The following is a 21,337-nucleotide window of genomic DNA, read 5'->3' as shown; positions in this document are numbered from 1 at the left end:
GGCTCGTACGGCATTTGCGGCTTGCGAGGCTCCAAAAGAAAGTCGAAGGAGGCACGGATGATGTTCGAATGGTTACTCGCTTCGGGAGCGAAAGGTGGCGGCGGCCAGGCGTCGAAGGTGCGCTGCACGGTAAGGCTTACCGAACCCGGCGGCAAGTCCGCGGAGCTGCCGTTGCCGCGGGTCGCGGAAAGGTCGACGAATAGCGACGAAAATGCATTAAACGAAACCCGATACGCCTTCTCGGACGAGGCGGGCGGCATCCGCGTCGCGTTAATCGTCCGGCGGTCGGGCGATTGCGTGAAGGGACGCGTCGAGGCGGAGCTTGCGAACGACAACGTTTTCGGGCGCCAGCGGACGTTCGCGCCGTCCTGCGCAATCGAGCTGCAGCTGGATGCGGGCGCCGCGCCCGGACGCTGGATGGCCGTCTACCAGCACAAGGACTGGTGGACGCGGCCTGCCTTCGGCACAGACTGGAAGGACGTGCCCGAACGGACCCAATCGATGCTTTGCGGCGACGCCGGACGCTATTTGCAGGTGCTGCCCGTCAGCGGCGGCGCCGTCCGCGCCGACGTGTCGGGCGACGAAGGTGGCATCGTTATCCGGCTGACACCTGGCGGGACAGGCATGACGCGGATGGATGCCGTCGCGTTCGTACTGGGCGTCGGAGAAGATCCGTACGCGATGATCGAGCGACATACGGCCGCCGCCGCGGAGGCGCTCGGCAGAACCGGCCTGCTGCGCTCCGCCAAGACCTATCCGCCGCTACTCGATCGTCTGGGATGGTGCAGCTGGGACGCCTTTTACCATAAGGTCAACGAGGAAGGCCTATTGGAAAAGGCGGATGAGCTCCAGCGTCTTGGCGTACCGGCGGGCTGGTTCATGATCGACGACGGGTGGTCGGACGTACGCGATGGCAAGCTGGCGCGGTTCGAGGCGGATCCGGCGAAGTTCCCGCAGGGGCTGGGTCACGCGGTCGGCTTGCTCAAGAACCGGTTCGGCATCCGCCATGTCGGCGTATGGCATACGATCGCGGGCTATTGGGGCGGCATCGATCCGCAGAGCGAGGAGGCGCGCGGCTACGGCCGATTCTTGCGTTCGAACGCCCGCGGACAGCTGCTCCCGTCGCCCGAACCCGGGGAAGCGTTCGGTTTCTGGCACGGTTGGCACGATTGGCTGTCGCGCCAAGGCGTCGACTTCGTCAAGGTGGACAGCCAGAGCGCCGTGTCGAATTTCTGGGAAGGTTCGCACGCGGTCGGAGACGCCGCCTCGGCAGCGCACGCATCGCTGGAAGCGTCGGTGGCGCTCCACTTCGACTCGGCGCTGATCAATTGCATGGGGATGGCCGCCGAAAATGTCTGGCACCGTCCGAAATCGGCCGTGTCGCGCAGCAGCGACGACTTCGTGCCGCAGGACCTGCGCGGCTTTGCGGAGCACGCGCTGCAGAACGCCTATAATTCTTATTGGCACGGCGCCTTCTATTGGGGCGACTGGGATATGTTCTGGACGCGGCACCAGGATGCGCGCGCCGGCGCGCTGCTCCGGGCGATCAGCGGCGGCCCGGTCTACGTGAGCGATCCGCCCGGCCAGACCGATCCTGCGCTGCTGCGGCAGCTCGCCTACCGCGACGGCTCGCTGCTTCGCTGCGACAGAGTCGCGGTGCCGGCTCTCGACTGCTTGCTTCGGGATCCGACGCGGGAGGCGCTGCCGCTCAAGCTGTGGAACACGGCCGGCGGCGCCGGGGTGATCGCGCTCTTCCGGATCGACGCGGAGGCAGGCGGGATGGAGGCGTCGATCGGGCCGGGAGACGTACCGGGCTTGAGCGGCGAGCGGTTCGCGCTGCACGAGCACGGCTCGGGCAAAGCAGAGATAGTGAGCCGCGGGGAGGCGCTCGCGCTCGATCTCGCGCCGGGCGTCAGCGCGATCTGGACCGTCGCGCCGCTCTCGGACGGCTTCGCGCCGCTCGGCAGGCTCGACAAGTTCGCCGGCTCGCATGCGGTGCTGACGTGCGCGGCGGACAGCCGCGGCAGGATGCGCGTCCGAGTCCGGGAAGGCGGCGGGCCGTTCGGCTTCGTCTCCGACAGGCCGCCGATATCCGCGCGCGTTGACGGCGAGGATGTCGAAGTTAGAAGCGCCTGCGCGCGCTTTTACACCGTCCAATTGCCGAAAGGCAACGGAGAATGCTGCCTCGAGATCGAGCTCGCCGCAGCCGAGAACCCTTGAGCAGAGCGGGATTTCGCTTCATGACCGGATTCGTCAGACCCGCGAGGGGTGGCGAATCCGGTTGTTCTTTTCCCGGGAAATAACGTCAATTGCCGCGACGCCGCCGACATGCTTTTACTCCTTCAACGACATCTGATACGCTATGGGGAGACCTGTAGATAAAAAGGAGAGAAGCAAGTGGACGCAGCGCTTCAAGTCGGCTCGCCCGCGCCCGAATTTGAGCTGGAGAGCGCGGAGGGACCGGTCAGTCTGAGTCAATATCGCGGCCGCAAGGTCGTGCTTTACTTTTATCCGAAGGACAACACGCCGACGTGTACGCAGGAATCGTGCGATTTCCGCGACGCGCATCCGGCGTTCGGCGATTCCGGCGCCGTCGTGCTCGGCGTGAGCCCGGACGATCTTAAAGCGCATCGCAAATTCGCGGACAAGTTCGGATTGCCGTTTCTGCTGTTGTCGGACCCCGACCACCGGGTAGCGGAGCTATACGGAGTGTGGCAGCTCAAGAAACTGTACGGCAGGGAATATATGGGCATCGTCCGCTCGACTTTTCTTATCGACGAGGAAGGCGTGCTCCGTGCAGAATGGCGCAACGTGAAGGTGAAAGGGCATGCGGAGAAGGTTCTGGCAGCGGTAAAAGGGTGAGGACACGGCTCGGATAGGGATACCGCTTCATAATTGGCGTTTTTAATTTCTAGGACTCCGTTGGCAGGAGTCTTTTTGCGCTTTTGTCGAAAAAAGTCTACCGGAAGACGGGAATTGGTATAAAATAGTATTAACTAATCTATTAATTGATTGCCGGGAAGGAAGTCGGAGTTGAAGAAACTGTTGATTGCATTTCTAGCGATTCTCCTATTAGCAGGCCCGATGCTCGTGCCCCCGCAGGCGAACGCGGCGACAGGCTTGAAGTTTAAGTCCGTGAACTCGGAGTACGGCACGACGGTCGCTTTGGATAACGACGGCTATATTTGGGCGTGGGGATCCAACAGCTCCGGCCAATTCGGCGACGGGACGACGACAAGTGCGTCGACGCCCCGAAGGATCGATGTGACTTACGGGGGAACGCCCGTGACGTTTCAGGACGTTAAGACGGGCTGGTCGGGTTCCACGGCGCTCGACACTTCGGGACACCTGTGGTGGGCGGGCGATTACTTACAGGATGGAGTTGGCCCGTCATTGCCGGGCTCGTCTTCCTGGACCAAGCTGCCCGTATTGGACGGCGGCACGGATGTTACGTTTACGGGAATGGCGAGAGGCAGACTCACCTCGTTCGCCATCGATAGCCGCGACGGGAGCATTTGGGGATGGGGGCGCGCGATCGGCGATCAGCCGGTCAAGCTGCCTATTGCCGATGGGGGAAGTCCTGTCGCATTCAATCAGATATCGGACAACAATGAAGATGCGATTGCGCTTGATACGTCCAACCGGATTTGGAATCTCTACGCAGTCGGTTTAGTCAAGAGCAAATACGTGCTCAATGACGGAGGCGGGGCACCGGTCGACTTCCGATCGATCTCGACGGGCAACGGCTCGGGAAGTTCCTCCTCTTACATGCTGCACGCCGCCGTGGATGCCGGCGGACAGGTCTGGACATGGGGCGAGAACGAATCGGGCCAATTGGGAGACGGAGGAACGACGGACAACGGAACGCCCACGAAACGCGCGATCAAAGATGGCGGAGCTCCGGTAGCCTTCGATTCCGTATCCGCCGGAGAGCGATTCGTGCTGGGCCTGGACGCGAACGGCGACATTTGGAGCTGGGGGCTTAACGACCAAGGACAGCTGGGCAACGGCACGAAAGTCAACGGATCGCCGGGCAAGCTGACCGTGACGGACGGCGGAACGCCGATTCGTTTCAAGTCGGTTGCCGCCGGCTACGGCCGATCGTACGCGATCGATGACGATGGCAGAATCTGGACTTGGGGCAGCGGGACGCTGGCGCCGGTCCGATTAACGTTTGCGCCATCGGTAACGCTAAGCGTGTCGCCGGCATCCTCTTCGACCAAGCTGCAGTCGGTTACGTTGACGGCTACGGTGACCGGCGATTGGGAGACGCCGACCGGCACGGTCCAGTTCAAAGACGGATCTACCTCGCTAGTCACCAGCGTTCCGCTCACCGGCGGCATCGCTACCTGGACGACGTCAGCGCTGAGCGTGAGTACGCATGCGCTTAGCGCCAGTTACTCGGGAGACGGCAACTACACTTCGCAAGTGTCCGCGAACGTCTCTCACCAGGTCAGCATGCCCGCTGCGCCCGATCTGACGCTCACGCCTTCGACGACGAGCGATACGTTCGATCCGCTTACCGTGAACATATCGGCGCTGGCGAACGGCAGCGGCAATTCGCTCAGTCTCTTGAAGTGGCTGCCCGGGAACAAGAGCGTGTCCGACTTCGCAGTCTCAGGTACCGATGTCACGGTCGCCAAAGCGTTCGATGCGGCGAGCAACGGAACTTATACGGTATATGCAAGGGATATGGCAGGCAATGAGACGGTCAAGACGATTGACTTGACCAATATTTTGCAGGCCGGCAACCCGGCGGCGCTGAACGCGGCGATCGCGACGGCGGAGCAGGCGCTGACGGATCGTCCGGAGGGGACGGGCGTCGGACAGGCGCCCGGAAGCGCCCGGAACGCGCTGCAGACGGCGATCGACGCCGCGCAGGCGGTGTTGGATGACGCGGCGAAACAAACACAGGCGCAATTGGACGCGGCATCGGCGACGCTGAACGACGCGATCGCGGCTTTTGAACTAACGGTAGTCGGCGTCGTGCTGGATGTACCTGCGTCCGGCCTGTACGGAACGAACGGAGAGCTTGTCTTTACCTTAACCTACGAGGAGCCGGTGAGCGTCACGGGCACGCCGAGGCTGCCGATTGCGGCGGGCACCGGCTCGGTGACGCAGTCTGTATATGCGGTTTATACAGGCGCGGCAGGCGAGCCGACGAAGACGTTAACCTTCAGTTATACGCTTCCCGAAGGAATGGCGGATGAGGACGGCATACAGCCGGCTTCGCAGCTTGATTTGGCGGATGGCGCCGATGTCACTTTTATCTCGGACGACACCCAAGCCCCTTTAAGCTTCAGCGTGCCGGATACGAGCGGCATTCGATTGATCGGTGTGGCCCCGGAGCTGGAGCTTGCGGCGACTCAGGTTTCGAGTTCTGAAGCAAAGGTAGGGGTGACGGCGACCGTGTACGGGGAACGGGCCGCGGGCAACTCGTTGGCGAAGCTGAGCTGGATGACGGGCACGCGCAGCGTCTCCGAATTCGCGAACGGCTCTGCCGGCACTTCGATACTCGCGTCGGGAACGTTCGAGGTGACGGAGAACGGGCCGTATACCGTATATGCCCGAGATGCCGCCGGCAACGAAGCGGTAGAGACGATCACGATCTCGTCCATCTCGGCGTCGCCCGACATTCCTTCCGGTCCGCGAACGACATTCGATACGTCGCCGGACGGAGGCATTCTGGTCCGAATCGCGCCGCCGGACCTCGTGAAGGAGGTTCAGGCGGACGGGACGGTCATCGATAAGGTCGTACTGTCCGACTACCTGATAGATCAGATCCGGGATAAGCTCGATAAAGTCGGCATTCCGAAGGTTGTCCTGGTTATCGACGATACGGAGCAGACCGTGAAGGCGGAGTTCCCGGCCGATAAGCTGGGGGCGCTGATGGCCACGTTCCCTGACGTTCTATTCGAGACCCGGCTGAACGGCTCCAGCTTCGAGCTGCAGGCGAGCGTGCTTGATTTGGCGGACCTCGCATCCCGGCTTGGAGTCGACTTGAACCATATGAAGGTGAATATCTGGGCGTCGGAAGTGTCCGGCTCGACGAGAACCGAGCTGGAACGCTTGGCCGGAGGCAAAGGGATGAAGCTGATCGGTCAAGCCGTCGAATTCCGAATTACGGTATCGACAGGCGGCAGGTCGCTTGAAGTGAAGGACTTCGGCGGCACGTACATGGCTCGGGCGATCGTTCTGGAGGGCATTAAGGAAGGCGGCAGCTATACCGCCGTCGTCTATGATCCGGGCGCCTCGTCGCTGTCCTTCGTTCCGGCCGTCATCGGGACGAGGAGCGACGACAAGAAGCAAATGTCTATGCGTTTGCCGCACAACAGCATCTATGCCATTATGGAAACGACGAAGCGTTCGTTCGATGACCTGATCGGCCACTGGGCGAAGGATGACGTGGAGCTGCTGGCCGCGAAGCAGATCGTGCTGGGCGTATCGGATACGAGTTTCGCCCCGAACGGCAAGATTACGCGCGCGGAATTCCTCGCCCTGCTCGTGCGGGCGATGGGGCTGAAGACAGAGACAGATCCGACGGCTCAGACCTTTGCCGATGTTCCCGCGAACGCTTGGTTCGCTCCGGAGGTGGCGGCCGGCGTGAAGGCTGGATTGGCGAGCGGCGTGACGGAGGAGCGGTTCGACCCGAACGCCCAGGTGACGCGAGAGCAAATGGCCTTCATGTTGGCCAATGCGCTGACGCTTGCGGGGGAACCGGCAAAGGCATCCGGATCCAACGGTGCACGGGCAAGCTTCTCCGACGAGGAGCAAATCTCGCCTTGGGCCCGCTCGGCGGCGGAACGGATCGCCGCAGCCGGCATTATGCGCGGGGCGGCCGACGGCCGAATGCGTCCGGAAGCCTTCGCGACCCGGGCGGAAGCGGCAGCGACATTGAAACGGCTGCTGGTGGCCGTGCAATTCATCGATCATTAATCTTCCTCATGCAGCCGGGCAGACCGGGAGATCTCAACGCTCCCGCTGCCCGTTTTTTACTCCTGCCGGCCTTGCTGATTTGATATCGCGTACGGGGTAGAGGAGCGCCTCTCAGCTGCCGTTGATTGCGGGAAGATCGAGCAGAGAGGCGGCGGGATCTCCGGTTGACGCTGTCACGCAGCAAGTCTATAATAGCTTCAATCGATTCCGTTTATCGTGCAACACGGTTCATCACCGGCGCCGTATGGCGGCGTCAGGCCCGGATAGGAGGCTCGTCTACTTCTCGTGACTAATCAAATGCATGAAATGATCGTCGTACTCGACTTCGGCGGCCAGTACAACCAGCTTATCGCCAGGCGGATCCGCGATCTGGGCGTGTACAGCGAACTGCTCCCCCACAATACGCCGGCGGACAAGCTCCGCGCGCTTAATCCCAAAGGCATCGTTTTCTCGGGCGGCCCTGCCAGCGTCTATGCGGAAGGCGCGCCTTCCGTCGACCCGGGCGTCTACGAGCTCGGCGTCCCGATCCTAGGCATTTGCTACGGCATGCAGCTGATCACCCATCAGCAAGGCGGCAAGGTCGAACCGGCCGCCAAGCGCGAATACGGCAAGTCGGACGTCGACTTCGTGGCCGATTCGCATCTGATCCGCGATCTCGAGACGCGCCAGACCGTCTGGATGAGCCACGGCGACCACGTCACCGAGCTGCCTGCGGGCTTCCGCGTCGACGCCAGCACGCCGCATGCGCCGGTCGCGGCCATGAGCCATCCGGAGCGCCGGATGTACGCCGTGCAGTTCCACCCGGAGGTTCGTCACTCCGTATACGGCAACGAGATGATCCGCAACTTCCTGTATAACATCTGCGATTGCAGGGGCGACTGGAGCATGGAGTCGTTCATCGAGGACATGATCGCGGAGATCAAGCGCGAAGTCGGCGACCAGAAGGTGCTCTGCGCGCTGTCCGGCGGCGTCGATTCGTCCGTCGTGGCCGCGCTCATCCACCGCGCGATCGGCGACCAGCTGACTTGCATGTTCATCGACCACGGCCTGCTGCGCAAGGGCGAAGCCGAGAGCGTCATGGACACGTTCGTCGGCAAGTTCGAGATGAACGTCGTCAAGATCGATGCGAGCGAGCGTTTCCTGGGCAACCTGAAGGGCGTCAGCGATCCGGAGAAGAAGCGCAAGATCATCGGCGGCGACTTCATTCGCGTTTTCGAAGAAGAGTCCGCGAAGTTCGACGACTTCGCCTTCCTGGCGCAAGGCACGCTGTACACGGACATCGTCGAGAGCGGCACCGCGACGGCGCAGACGATCAAGTCGCACCACAACGTCGGCGGCCTGCCGGAAGACATGAAGTTCAAGCTCGTCGAGCCGCTGAAGGCGCTGTTCAAAGACGAAGTCCGCAAGGTCGGCGCCGAGCTGGGCTTGCCTGACGCGATCGTCATGCGCCAGCCGTTCCCGGGCCCGGGTCTCGCGATCCGCGTGCTGGGCGAAGTGACCGAGGACAAGCTCGAGATCGTGCGCGAGTCCGACGCGATCCTGCGCGACGAGATCGCGAAGGCGGGGCTTGACCGCGAGATCTGGCAGTACTTCACGGCGCTGCCGGGCATGAAGAGCGTCGGCGTCATGGGCGACGGACGCACGTACTCGTATACCGTCGGCATCCGCGCGGTGACCTCCATAGACGGCATGACCGCCGATTGGGCGCGCATCCCGTGGGACGTGCTGGAGAAGATCTCCGTGCGTATCGTCAACGAAGTACGGGACGTCAACCGCGTCGTCTACGACATCACGTCGAAGCCGCCGGCGACGATCGAGTGGGAATAAAAAGCGAATCCCTTTTATTTGCGCCAAAGGCAAATAAAAGGGATTTTTCATGACCGGTCAAGGGAGGGCGTCCAGCTGATTTATATCATTAAGTTCATATACAGCTTCGTGCTGCCGCCGGGGATCTTCGTTCTGCTGCTGCTCTCCGCCTCGGTCTGGCTATGGAGGAAGTCGCGCCGGCCGGCTATGCTGATCGCCGCCGTCGCGCTGCTGCTCTATCTCTCGGTCATCCCGTTAACGAGCCAGCCGTTGATCAAAGGGCTTGAACGGCAATACGACCAACCGAACGCGGCGAGCGGCGACGTCATCGTCGTGCTTGGCGGCGGGGCGACGCGCGGGACGCCCGATCTCGGCGGCGAGGGCAATCTGTCCGGCGGGGCCGCCAACCGGCTCATGACGGCGGTCCGGCTGCATCGGACGACTGGGCTGCCGATTCTTTTCTCGGGCGGACAAGTATTTTCCGATAGCGGCAACGAAGCCGATATCGCCAGAAGGCAGCTGATCGGGCTTGGCGTGCCGGACGGCGACATCCTCGTGGAAAACCGCTCGTTGAACACCGAACAAAACGCGGTCTACACGGCGGAATTGCTTAAGTCCTCAGGCTTGTCGCGTCCCGTTCTCGTCACCTCCGCCTTCCATCTGCCGCGGGCGATGCGGGAATTCCGACTGGCCGGCGTCGAACCCGAGCCTTTCCCGACGGACTATCTCTCGAGCGGAGGACGCTTCTCCTTTTACCCCGGTCTGTTCGCGCCCAGCAGCGCGGCTGGAGCCACGACGGGGACGGCCCTCAAGGAGTATCTCGGCTTGCTGGCGACGAAGCTGCGATGAGGTAGCAAGAGAGCAGCGTGCTTTTATTCGAATGTTCACTTTGATTCCGCTTACAATATACATTTGCAGGCGATTGCTTGATAATTTTGCTAAATCATTAACGTAATCATTCGTTTTGGTTGTTAACATTCAGTTTTCTGTTGACATCCGACAAATTTCGGCTCTAGAATAGGCGAGGGACCATAACTTAAAACAATTGCATATCGATTCGTATATTTCCGGGGATTGGCCCGGATGTCTCTACAAGGTCACCGCAAAGGACCTGGCTAGGAAAAACGCGCAAGGCGAAGCAGCGATCGAAGCGATCGGGCTTCGCGCATGAGAACGCGTTTTTATGCGGAACCTAGGAGAAACATCTTCTAGGTTTTTTTGGTTGTGGCGCCAACTTTAAAGGGGCGAAAGGGGAGCTTTGGAGACGATGGAACGTTTCTTTAAGCTGAAGGAATTCGGTACGAACGTACGCACGGAAATCATGGCCGGCATCACGACGTTCATGACGATGGCGTACATCCTGGCGGTCAATCCGCTGGTGCTGGGCAACGGCACGGGTCTCGACACGTACGGCATTTTCCTCGCGACGGCGCTGGGCGCCGGCATTTTTACGCTCGCGATGGGCTTGTTCGTCAACTTCCCGGTCGCGCTCGCGCCGGGCATGGGCCTGAACGCGTACTTCGCGACGACCGTCGTCGCCTCCAAGGCGTCGGGGCATGAGATCAGCGCATCGATGGCGCTGGCCGCGGTATTCATCTCGGGTATTATCTTCATCATCCTGACCGTGACCAAGGTGCGTCAGATGCTGATCGTCGCGATTCCCGACAGCATCAAGGTGGCGATCACGGTCGGCATCGGCTTGTTCATCACGATCATCGGCCTCAAGGGCAGCGGCCTGCTGACGATCTCGCTGAGCCCGTTCGCCGATTATGCGGCAGGCTCCTACAACAACCTGAACAGCAACGAGACGATTTTCCACCTGGGCGACATCACGGAGCCTTCCGTCTGGCTGACCGTGCTCGGTCTGCTTGTCATCAGCGCCTTGATGGTGCTGCGCGTGCGCGGCGCGATCCTCATCGGCATCCTGATCACGACGCTGGTCGGCGCGATCCCCGGCGTGGACGTCGTCACCTTCGATACGCTGAAGTCGGCGGACTGGGTGCCGAACTTCAGCAAGCTGAACTTCTGGGACTTCGACTTCGGCGACCTGCTGACGACCGGCCTCCTGTCGGCGATCGCGACGTTTACGTTCGTCGAGCTGTTCGACACGTTCGGCACGATGGTCGGTACGGCTAACAGGGCCGGCTTCTTCAAGGACAAGGAGAAGGGACGCAAGCTCGTCGGCAAAGCGATGCTCGTCGACGCCGTAGCCGTCAGCGGCGGCGCCATGCTCGGCACGAGCACGATGACCGCGTTCGTCGAGAGCTCCGCAGGCATCGCCGAAGGCGGCCGCACGGGTCTGACGTCCTCGACGACCGGCGTGCTGTTCCTGTTGTCGCTGTTCCTCGCGCCGATCGCGCTGCTCGTGCCGTCTCCGGCGACGAGCGCGGCGCTCATCATCGTCGGCGTGCTCATGATGCAGTCCGTCAAGGAGATTGACTTCGAGGATCTCGTCGTGGGCATTCCGGCGTTCCTGACGATCGCCATGATGCCGTTCACCTACAACATCGCCAACGGCATCTCGTTCGGCATCATCTCGTATGTGGTGCTGGCCGTCATCGCCAACCTGGCAGGCAAGAAGAAGTACCAGGTTCACTGGCTGATGTGGGTGCTGTTCGTGCTCGTCATCGCGCGTTACGTGTTCATCGGCGCGGAAGGCTGATCCACACTCCGCTGCACGCGATCTCCGCTTCCTTCTAATGAGAAGGAGCGGAGATTTTTTTATGTTTGATCGATGTGCCCAGTCTCGGGCGCCGGAAGTCGCGGCGTTATGCGATGCTGCCGCACAACTGCCGCTGGCGCCGATCGTCCGACAAGGATTGACACTTTTCAAAAAGGTACGATATGGTTGATATATCTTGCTATCAACCGCCCGCCAGGGCACTGGAGACTTTATGCTTAAATATTTCTCCGCTTACAGGGGGCTCATCGCCCTGCTGCTGATCTGCCTGCTGATCGATGCCGCGTACGCCGTCGCCGCTCCGCTCAGTCTGAAGTATCTCGTCGACGAGGCGTTCGTCCCCAAGGATGGCGGCGTCTTCGCGCTGATCCTGAGTCTGCTGATCGGAGCGGGCTTGCTGTCGATCGCGGCGTCCCTGACCGGCGACTACGCGCTCGGCAGACTGGTCGGCCAGGGCGTCGCGAAGCTTCGGCTCGATCTGTTCGAGCGGGTGCAGCGGCAGTCGATCTCCTTTTACCAGCGATACGGCACGGGCGATCTGGTGTCCCGCTTCACGACGGATACCGCCTCGGTAGAGCGCACCGTGGGCGCGACGGTGCCGCTGCTTTTCGCGCAGACGCTTAGCGTCGCGCTCGGTCTCGTCATGCTGTTCACGCTCGACTGGCGGCTGACGCTGGTGATGATCGCGGGCGCTTCGCTCATGATCGTCGGACCCAAGCTGCTGCAAGGCCGGGCCGAGGAAGGCCAGCAGCGATTCAAGACGTCGCAGGAGCGATTCATGAACGCGATCGACGAGACCGTCAAGGGGCACAAGACGATCCGCAGTCTCCATCAGCAGGCGCGGGTCGGAGACTTGGCCGCCCGGCTCGTCGGAGAGATGCTGCGAAGCGGCCTGCGCTTGCGTCTTGTGACCTCATGGATGGAGCGGCTCCCGCTGGTATCGCTGATGATCCTGAACGGCCTCATGATCGGCATCGGCGGGTACCTGATCTTTCGGGGCGATCTGACGATCGGCGGATTCATGGCCTTCTTCACGCTGTTCATGACGGTTGGCCAGTCCGCCACCAACCTTACTTATCTCATTCCCGGGATCATCGAGGCGCGCGTCAGCTTCGCCAGAATCGGCGAGATCATGGCGCGCGAGTCCGAAGTGCCCGAACCTGCCGAACCGCGCTCGCTTGCTGCCCCGATCCGCGGGATCGCGATGGAGAGCGTGACCTTCGGCTACGGCGAAGGCGGGGATCAGCTGCGAGGCGTATCGCTTGCCATCGAAGGCGGCAGCTACACGGCTTTTGTCGGCGCCAGCGGCTCCGGCAAGAGCACGGCGCTTCAGCTACTCGCCCGCCTTTACGACCCGAGACAGGGTCGCGTCGCGATGGACGGCGTCGACTTGCGCGAGATCGGCGAACGGTGGCTTCGCGAACTGGCGCTGCTCGTGGGGCAGGACACGTTTCTGTTCAACACGACGGTACGGGACAATCTGCTGCTGGACCGGCAAGGCCTGACCGACGCCGACGTGACCGACGCGGCGCGCCGGGCCGGGCTGCAGGAGGCGGTCGACCGTTGGCCGGAAGGTCTCGATACGACCGTTCGGCACGAGGGGGCCAGCTTCTCCGGCGGCGAGCGCCAGCGCATCGCGCTGGCCCGGGCGCTGCTCCGCGATCCGGACGTGCTGCTGCTCGACGAGGTGACCGCGGCGCTCGATACGGTCTCGGAGGCGCGGGTCAACGAGCTGGTCCTGTCGCTGCGCGGCCGCAAGACCGTCGTCTCGGTGACGCACCGGCTCTCCTCGGTCGTAGAGGCGGACAGCATCTACGTATTCGACCGGGGCGAAGTCGTCGAGAGCGGCACGCACGAGCAGCTCCTCGGCCTCGGCGGCGCATATGCGCGCTTGTGGGACAAGCAGCAGGGCTTTTCATTGTCCGAGGACGGTCTGCATGCCGAAGTCGGCGCGGACCGGCTCGGCCGGCTGCCCTTTTTCGAGGATGTCGAGCCGCGGCTCCTGGAGAGCCTTGCGGGCTTGTTCTCCACGCGACCGTGCGCGGAGGGCGAGGATATCGTCCGCGAAGGCGAAGAGGGGCACACGTTCTATATCATTGTCCGCGGCAAGTTTGAGGTTCTGAAGGAGCAGCCCGTAGGAGAAGCGAGGCGGGTCGCCACGCTGCAGGACGGCGATTACTTCGGCGAGATCGCGCTGATGCGGGAGGTGCCGCGGACGGCCACCGTGCGGGCGCTCGGGCCAGGGGTATTGTTGTCTATGCGCCGGGAGGTGTTCAGGAGACTCGTCGAATCGTCGCCGGCTACGATGGCGGCGCTCGAGCGCACGATGGCCGGCAGGTTGCAAGCGTCCGCCACAGCCGAGGATGGCCGCTTGAGACGTGCCCCGAAGAGAGGATGAAGGTAGATGGCTCACTTTCAATTCACGTTATGCGAGACGGACGACGATTTAGCGCAGGCCAGCCTTTTTATGCTTCAACATATTCGAGACGTTCACCCTTCGTATTCGATGCTTGCCACGACGGCGTTAATCTATTCGTACTTAACGGAAGGTCATCTCGTGCTGGCGAAAAAAGACGGGCACCCCGTCGGCATCGGCGTCTTCTTCCACGGCACGCGGGACGACGGCTTCGCCGACAAAAACGTCGCCTTGATCGATCTCGCGCTCTCCGACCGGGAATACCGCGGAAGCCGTCTTTTTTCCGAAGGACTTGCCTTTATGGTCCATACGATCGCGGAGCGCCATCCGGGCGTGCGGGAGATCCGGCTGGCGGCGCAGAGCGATAACCGCTACTTGAACAGGCTGTACGCGAAGTTCGTAGAGCCATGCGGCGTCCGCGACGGCGAATGGGGACCGGAGACGATATACGCCGGCTCGGTGGGCAAGATTAGGTCTGTTCTGGAAAAGTGGAATCGTGTATAGTTGTGTTGGGCAATCACCCAATATTTGTCGAAGGAGGTCGTCGTATGTATCCTGCTAAGCCTGATATCAAGGAAGTCGTTAAAGGCAGCGGCTTCGGAAAAATCATCCTGGTTAACGATAAACTCCGCGCCCAGCTTCAAAAGTAAGAGAGCGGCCGTCCCGGCCGAACGCGGCTGGGCGGTGCTTGCGCCGCACATTTAACCGAAGTCTGGAGGTGGCCGACATGACGCTAAGCGCGGGCGAGAGCTTGATATTTCGGAACTGCGAGCTCGATATGGACCATGCCTCCTACCTTCGTTATCTCATATCGCGCCACGATGCGCTCAATATGCCGTATCCCTTCGCGATCAAGCTAAGTTTCCTTGCAAGTCCGCTTGCGCTCGGCAGGGCTACGCTCATCCATGGCGAGGATTCCTACGAGAAGATCGGCGCATTCGGCTTTGTCTACGGCACCGGGCCCGGCGAGTACGAAGACCGGGAGAACTGCCAGATCGAGACCGTCTTCATCGAACCGGACAGCAGATCGCCGGTCGTGTTCCTCGCCGCTGCCAGGGCGCTCGTCGATTCGATTCGCGAGGGCAATCCGGACGCCGCGTACGTACAGTTCTGGACCGTCGCCGATCATGATCCGAACGAGCGGCTGTTCGCGCGGATCGCGCGGCTACCCGGCGCGGCGCGGACCGTCGTCGAGGGGCTGGCGCTGTACAAGGCGCCGCTAAGCGAGCTGGACGCCTGGATAGGCGGTCTCGCGTCGCGATTGGCGCGAAGAGGGGCGCTGCCCGAGGCCATCATAACGCCCCACGAGAAGAAGCAAATGGCGCCCCAGGCCTGAGGCGTCTTTTTCTTTAAGGCGGCAGGTAGAACCGGTTGCCAAGCGTGAATACGGCAAGTCGGACGTCGACGTTATAGGAATGGTTTTTGGGGTGGAGCGGCGTGCTTCGCTCCATTTTTGTATGGTCCGGGGGCGGAGTTAACGCGATGTTGTCGGGCAACGGCCTCCGGAGCGGGGCTTCGGAGCGGCGAGTTGCGCGGAGCCTGCGGGAGCAGGCGCTGGCCCTGCTCGTGGTAGGACTCATTTGACTGCTGGCGTGCATGGGGCATGGGCAACTGCTGAGCGGACGCGAGCGGGGTGAAGTGTTGACCTACGTCAATACATTGTGCCGAGCGGGAGCGAGAAGAGGCGAAGTGTTGATGTAGGTCAATACATTGTGCCGAGCGGGAGCGAGTAGAGGCGAAGTGTTGACGTAGGTCAATACATTGTTCCGAGCGGGAGCGAGTAGAGGAGAAGTGTTGACCTGCGTCTACACATTCTACTGAGCGGCAGCGAGAAGGGGCGATGTGCCGGTCAAGCGGCAGCGAGTAAGGATCGCGGGCGACGATGCCAGGATGCACATATTCTGTGCATGTACACGGTGATGGCGTCAGCACAACGCCCGGCCAACGCCAAGATGCACATATTCTGTGCATGAACGCCGCGATGGCGCCGGCGAATTGCCCGTGTAGAGCCAAGATGCACATATTCTGTGCATGAACGCGGCGATAGCGGGGGCGCAATGTCTGGCTCGCGCTGCCGTGACTTGCCGCAGCAGGCCATACCGGAGCAGGGCATACCGAGTAGCGACGATGCTCAATCGCCGGCACGGATGAGGCGTGTCATAGAAGTGGACGCGAGCATTGTTTATTTTCGGGGCTCCGACCGCCGCTGCTCCCGCCCTTCGACACGGCCGTGAAGCGTTCTCTTCGGAGTCGCTGCTTTTGTTTAACCTTCATAATCTTAAATTTACTGAAAATTTCTTAATCTAACCTTCACCCTCGGAATTGCAGGGCTAAAATCCGAACATTCGTTTTTTCTGCAATCGTTAGCGTTCGCCTTTTCGTTTGACAGACATGTGAGGTTTGGGTTAAACTAAAAACCGGCAAACAGAATCGGAATCGCTCGTATATTATCGGGAATAAGGCCCGATCGTCTCTACCCGGAGACCTTAAATTTCCGGACTACGAGCTCTCGGACGGACGATAGGCGGAATGCGGGACGATCCCTCGCGGGAAGGAACGCGTTGCGCCTTTGCGGCGCCTGGGAGCGAAGCCGGGAATATAGGGTGAGAGACGGGGTTAGACGGAGGGCCGACAACGGCCGGAAGTCGCCCTTTTTTGCGCTTTAGGCCGGGTCCGTGCCGGGGGATCGCCGCAACGTGCGGACGGATTCGCGGACCGGACAAGTTGCGACGGAATTTGTGCAATAATGACAATGAGGAAAAGCTAACGGGGGAAAGGGTGGAACCATGTCGGCAATCGTCGGGGTCATCATGGGCAGCACGTCCGATTGGGAGACGATGAAGAAGGCGTGCGAGGTGCTGGACGAACTGAACGTCCCCTATGAGAAAAAAGTCGTATCGGCGCATCGTACGCCGGATCTCATGTTCGAATACGCGGAATCCGCGGCGCAGCGCGGGCTCAAGGTCATCGTGGCCGGCGCCGGCGGCGCGGCGCATCTGCCCGGCATGGTCGCCGCGAAGACCGTCCTGCCCGTCATCGGCGTGCCCGTGAAGTCCGCCGCCCTGAACGGGCTGGACTCGTTGTTGTCGATCGTCCAGATGCCGGGGGGCATCCCGGTCGCGACGGTCGCGATCGGCGCGGCCGGCGCCACGAACGCCGGCCTGCTGGCGGCGCAGATCGTCGGCGCGTTCGACGCGGACGTGCAGGCGCGCGTCGCCGCGCGGCGCGAGCGGATCACGCAGGACGTGCTGGACAACGCGGTGCTGCCATGAGCGGGCTGAATCGCGAGCTTGAAGGACTGCTGGGCGGCGAAGGCGAGGCATGCGGCGTCGACGGCTGCGGGCCGGTCGGCGGCCTGCAGAACGGAGCGGCGCAGGGCGGCCAGGCGGCCGTAGTCGGCGCGAAGCCGGCTCGTCCGATCTTGCCGGGCGCCACGATCGGCGTCCTGGGCGGCGGGCAGCTGGGACGGATGCTGGCGCACGCGGGCAGCCGGATGGGCTACCGATTCGTGGCGCTCGATCCGACGCCGGACGCGCCTTGCGGCCAGACGGCCGAGCAGATCGTGGCCGGCTACGCCGACCGCGACGCGGCGCGCGAGCTGGCGCGCCGCAGCGACGTCATCACGTATGAGTTCGAGAACGTGGACGCGGACGTCGCGGCGATGCTGGAGGCCGAATCGTACGTGCCGCAGGGCAGCGCCCTGCTGCATACGACGCAGCATCGGCTGCGCGAGAAGCGCGCCATCGAGGCGGCGGGCGCGCGGGTCGCGCCTTACGCCGAGATCGCCAGCTTCGCCGACCTGCAGGAGGCGGCCGAGCGCCTGGGCTTGCCCGCCGTGCTGAAGACGGCGACCGGCGGCTACGACGGCAAGGGCCAATGGGTGCTGCGCGGGACGGACGCGCTGGCTCTCGCCTGGGACGAGGCGAGCCGCGCCGGCACCGAGCTCGTGCTCGAGAAGTTCATCGACTTCGAGCGGGAGATCTCGGTCATCGCCGCGCGCAGGCCGTCGGGAGAGATCCGAACGTTCCCCCCTGCCGAGAATATTCACGTTCGCAATATATTGCATTTGTCCATCGTGCCCGCGCGGGTGCCGGACGCCGTCATCGCCGAGGCGGAGCGCCTCGCGGTGTCGATCGCGGAGACGCTCGGCGCCGTCGGCTTGATCGCGGTCGAGATGTTCGTCGCCAAGGACGGCACGCTGTTCGTCAACGAGCTGGCGCCGCGGCCGCACAATTCCGGGCACTATACGATGGAGGCGTGCCGCACGTCCCAGTTCGAGCAGCATATCCGCGCGATCTGCGACCTCCCGCTCGGCGACACCTCGCTATTGTCGCCCGTCGTGATGGGCAATATCCTAGGCGAGCATGTCGAGCCGCTGTTGGACTGGATGCAGTCGCGCGATCCGGAGGCCGACAGGCTCGGCGTCGCGATGAAGATTCACCTGTACGGCAAGGCCGAAGCCAAGACCGGGCGCAAGATGGGCCATGTCAACGTGCTGGCCGCGGATACCGAAGCCGCGCTCGCATGGATCGACGAATCAACCATTTGGAGGGTCTAATCCATCATGATCGAACGCTACAGCCGCCCCGAGATGCGGGCTATCTGGACCGAAGAAAACAAATTCAAAGCATGGCTCGAAGTCGAGCTGTGCGCTTGCGAGGCTTGGGCGGAGCTCGGCCATATCCCGAAGGCGGACACCGTGCTGCTGCGCGAGAACGCCAAGTTCGACATCGACCGGATCTACGAGATCGAGCAGGAGACCCGCCACGACGTCATCGCGTTCACGCGCGCCGTATCCGAGAGCCTCGGCGAGGAGCGCAAGTGGGTGCACTACGGCATGACGTCGACGGATGTCGTCGACACCGCCCTCGGCTACGTGCTGAAGCAAGCCAACGAGATTCTCGAGCGCGACCTCGTGAACTTCATCGCCATCCTTCGCGACCAGGCGATTCAATATAAGTCGACCCCGATGATGGGTCGCACGCACGGCGTGCACGCGGAGCCGACGACGTTCGGCCTGAAGCTCGCGCTGTGGCACGAAGAGATGAAGCGCAACCTCGAGCGCTTCCGCAGAGCCGCGGACGAAGTCCAGTACGGCAAAATGTCCGGCGCGGTCGGCACCTACGCCAACCTCGACCCGTTCGTCGAGCAGTACGTGTGCGACAAGCTCGGCATCAGCGCGGCGCCGATCTCCACGCAGACGCTGCAGCGCGACCGCCACGCCGAGTACATGGCGACGCTGGCGCTCATCGGCTCTTCGCTCGACAAGTTCGCGACCGAGATCCGCGCGCTGCAGAAGAGCGAGTTCCGCGAAGTCGAAGAGCCGTTCGCCAAGGGCCAGAAGGGCTCGTCGGCGATGCCGCACAAGCGCAATCCGATCGGCTGCGAGAACATCAGCGGCCTCTCCCGCGTCATCCGCGGCCACATGATCACCGCCTACGAAAACGTGGCGCTGTGGCACGAGCGCGATATCTCTCACTCCTCCGTCGAACGCATCATTCTGCCGGACGCGACGATGCTGCTGAACTACATGCTGAACCGCTTCGGCAACATCGTGAAAAACCTGCAGGTTTTCCCCGAGAACATGAAGCGCAACATGCGCAGCACCTACAACGTGCCGTTCTCCGGCCGCATCATGACGAAGCTGATCGACAAAGGCTTCTCCCGCGAGCAGGCGTACGATACGGTTCAGCCGCGCGCGATGCAAGCCTGGGAAGAGCAGCGCGACTTCCAGTCCATCGTCTCCGAGACGAAAGAGATCACCGACGCCCTGAGCGCCGAAGAGATCGCGGACGCGTTCAACCCTTCGTGGCACCTGAAGCACGTCGAGACGATTTTCAAGCGGCTCGGTCTGGAATAATCTCTTCTTATATAAAGAATGCAGGAGGCTGACATGTCTACAGAAGCGTTATCTACCGCGGAAGGGCTCGTCAAGGCGCCGCTCATCCACAAGGGCAAGGTCAGGGAGCTCTACGATCTCGGCGAGCATCTGCTCATCGTCGTGACCGACCGGATCTCGGCGTTCGACTACGTGCTCGACCCCGCCGTTCCCGAGAAGGGCAAGGTGCTGAACGGCCTTAGCGCCTTCTGGTTCGACAAGACGAAGGATCTCGTTCCCAATCACGTCGTCCATACGGACGTCCGCAAGCTGGGCGACCTCGTCTCCGAACCCGACAAGCTGGCCGGGCGGATCATGGTCACGAAAAAGGCGAAGCGGATCGACATCGAGTGCGTCGTGCGCGGCTACATCACGGGCGGCGGCTGGCGGCAGTACCAGAAGAACGGCGAGGTCAACGGCATTCCGCTCCCCGCCGGCCTGCGCAAGAACGCCAAGCTGGAGGAGCCGATCTTTACCCCTGCGGGCAAAAACGACGTCGGCCACGACGAGGACATCTCCTTCGAGGAGATGGAGCGCCGCATCGGCTCGGAGCTGGCCGCCGGCCTTCGCAAGCGCAGCCTCCTGCTATACGATTACGCGCTCGCGGTATGCGAGCACAAGAGCATCATCCTGGCGGACTGCAAGTTCGAGTTCGGTCTGCTGGGCGACGAGATCATCCTGATCGACGAGTTGTTCACGCCGGATTCCTCGCGCTTCTGGGCCGAAGAGAAGTACGAGCTCGACATCGAGATTGACAGCATGGACAAGGAGCCGGTACGCACGTACCTGCTCAGCACGGATTGGGATCGCGACAGCACGCCGCCGCGCCTCCCGGACGATGTGGTGAATGCGACTACGGCGCGCTACCAGGAGATTTACCGCCGGCTGACGGAGCCGACGAGTTACGGCTTCAACACGTTCCAGGCGGTCAAGTACTAGCGGCTCGCGATTCGCGGCTTGAGCAATCGCCGCTATCGTCGCCGATAACTGCAAAAATACATCTGTTTTCCGTCAACTGAGATGGCGCCGCCGGAATAGCTGCAAAAATACATCTGTTTTCCGTCAACTGAGATGGCGCCGCCGGAATAGCTGCAAAAATACATTTATTTTCGGGCATTTGCAGCGTTGCGCGGGCACGGAGCTGAAATAGCTGCATATTTGCAGTTATATAGCTCCGGGGCGCTGGTGCGCGACAAATAGCTGCACTTTTGCAGTTATTCCCCGCCGCGCAGCCGGTCAAGGAGAAAGGTTTGCGCCACTCGTCGCCCTTTCATCCGCAATCCCGTCCGCAGCTCGCCGTAACTTTGCCTCCGTCGCTCTACTTTCGACCATACATCCCCTATCCCATGTCCCTATCCAGGAGGAGACCCATCCCATGAAAGCAACGGTATACGTGACGATCAAGGAAAACGTGCTCGACCCGCAAGGCAACGCCGTTCAAGGCTCGCTGCAGACGCTCGGCTTCGACGAAGTCGCGAAGGTCCGCATCGGCAAGTACATGGAGCTCACGATCGATACGACCGACCGCGCCGTTGCCGAAGAGCGCGTGAAGGCCATGTGCGAAAAGCTGCTCGCCAACACCGTCATCGAAGACTACCGATTCGAACTGGAGGGCTGAGAC

At 62.0% G+C, this 21,337-nt stretch carries 14 protein-coding genes and 2 riboswitches; all 14 genes read left to right on the top strand.

Annotated elements, in window-relative coordinates; translation table 11 throughout:
- Positions 1 to 60 precede the first annotated feature (60 nt).
- The 14 genes from BM235_RS02490 to purS all read left to right on the top strand — a co-directional run bounded on the left by BM235_RS02490 (position 61) and on the right by purS (position 21,334).
- Positions 61 to 2,220: a Sip1-related alpha-galactosidase gene (locus BM235_RS02490; RefSeq protein ID WP_158543663.1), complete on the top strand. Its 2,160-nt coding sequence runs from the start codon at positions 61 to 63 to the stop codon at positions 2,218 to 2,220.
- 177 nt (positions 2,221 to 2,397) lie between these two features.
- Positions 2,398 to 2,862, top strand: coding sequence for a thioredoxin-dependent thiol peroxidase (bcp, locus tag BM235_RS02485; RefSeq protein WP_090108942.1), 465 nt, complete (start codon positions 2,398 to 2,400; stop codon positions 2,860 to 2,862).
- Positions 2,863 to 3,033: 171 nt separating this feature from the next.
- Positions 3,034 to 6,936: an S-layer homology domain-containing protein gene (locus BM235_RS02480; RefSeq protein ID WP_090108941.1), complete on the top strand. Its 3,903-nt coding sequence runs from the start codon at positions 3,034 to 3,036 to the stop codon at positions 6,934 to 6,936.
- Between the two features lie 297 nt (positions 6,937 to 7,233).
- On the top strand, positions 7,234 to 8,763 hold the full coding sequence (gene guaA / locus BM235_RS02475) for a glutamine-hydrolyzing GMP synthase (RefSeq protein WP_090108940.1): 1,530 nt from the start codon (positions 7,234 to 7,236) through the stop codon (positions 8,761 to 8,763).
- A 75-nt stretch (positions 8,764 to 8,838) separates the two neighbouring features.
- A complete protein-coding gene (locus BM235_RS02470) occupies positions 8,839 to 9,591 on the top strand; it encodes a YdcF family protein (protein WP_090109584.1) in 753 nt (250 codons plus the stop codon).
- A gap of 188 nt (positions 9,592 to 9,779) precedes the next feature.
- Positions 9,780 to 9,880: riboswitch (purine riboswitch) on the top strand.
- Between the two features lie 129 nt (positions 9,881 to 10,009).
- Positions 10,010 to 11,404 (top strand): NCS2 family permease, encoded by a 1,395-nt coding sequence (locus BM235_RS02465; protein WP_090108939.1) that lies wholly within the window; start codon positions 10,010 to 10,012, stop codon positions 11,402 to 11,404.
- A 232-nt stretch (positions 11,405 to 11,636) separates the two neighbouring features.
- Positions 11,637 to 13,820, top strand: a complete 2,184-nt coding sequence (locus BM235_RS02460; RefSeq protein ID WP_090108938.1) for an ABC transporter transmembrane domain-containing protein — start codon at positions 11,637 to 11,639, stop codon at positions 13,818 to 13,820.
- 6 nt (positions 13,821 to 13,826) lie between these two features.
- Positions 13,827 to 14,342 (top strand): GNAT family N-acetyltransferase, encoded by a 516-nt coding sequence (locus BM235_RS02455; protein ID WP_090108937.1) that lies wholly within the window; start codon positions 13,827 to 13,829, stop codon positions 14,340 to 14,342.
- A gap of 223 nt (positions 14,343 to 14,565) precedes the next feature.
- The gene (locus BM235_RS02450) at positions 14,566 to 15,174 is read left to right on the top strand and encodes a hypothetical protein (protein WP_090108936.1); all 609 of its coding nucleotides are present in this window, start codon (positions 14,566 to 14,568) and stop codon (positions 15,172 to 15,174) included.
- 1,084 nt (positions 15,175 to 16,258) lie between these two features.
- Positions 16,259 to 16,360: riboswitch (purine riboswitch) on the top strand.
- A 264-nt stretch (positions 16,361 to 16,624) separates the two neighbouring features.
- Positions 16,625 to 17,110, top strand: a complete 486-nt coding sequence (gene purE, locus BM235_RS02445) for a 5-(carboxyamino)imidazole ribonucleotide mutase (RefSeq protein ID WP_090108935.1) — start codon at positions 16,625 to 16,627, stop codon at positions 17,108 to 17,110.
- A gap of 5 nt (positions 17,111 to 17,115) precedes the next feature.
- A complete protein-coding gene (purK, locus tag BM235_RS02440; RefSeq protein ID WP_369803465.1) occupies positions 17,116 to 18,396 on the top strand; it encodes a 5-(carboxyamino)imidazole ribonucleotide synthase in 1,281 nt (426 codons plus the stop codon).
- 6 nt (positions 18,397 to 18,402) lie between these two features.
- Positions 18,403 to 19,698 (top strand): adenylosuccinate lyase, encoded by a 1,296-nt coding sequence (purB, locus tag BM235_RS02435; protein ID WP_090108933.1) that lies wholly within the window; start codon positions 18,403 to 18,405, stop codon positions 19,696 to 19,698.
- 33 nt (positions 19,699 to 19,731) lie between these two features.
- Positions 19,732 to 20,655: a phosphoribosylaminoimidazolesuccinocarboxamide synthase gene (locus BM235_RS02430; RefSeq protein ID WP_090108932.1), complete on the top strand. Its 924-nt coding sequence runs from the start codon at positions 19,732 to 19,734 to the stop codon at positions 20,653 to 20,655.
- Between the two features lie 436 nt (positions 20,656 to 21,091).
- Positions 21,092 to 21,334, top strand: coding sequence for a phosphoribosylformylglycinamidine synthase subunit PurS (purS, locus tag BM235_RS02425; protein ID WP_090108931.1), 243 nt, complete (start codon positions 21,092 to 21,094; stop codon positions 21,332 to 21,334).
- The last annotated feature ends 3 nt before the right edge of the window (positions 21,335 to 21,337 follow it).

It is taken from the genome of Cohnella sp. OV330 (assembly GCF_900112065.1).
GTDB lineage: Bacteria > Bacillota > Bacilli > Paenibacillales > Paenibacillaceae > Cohnella.
The sequence above is the reverse complement of the archived record's forward strand: the minus strand, read 5'-3'. Positions and strand labels throughout refer to the sequence as shown.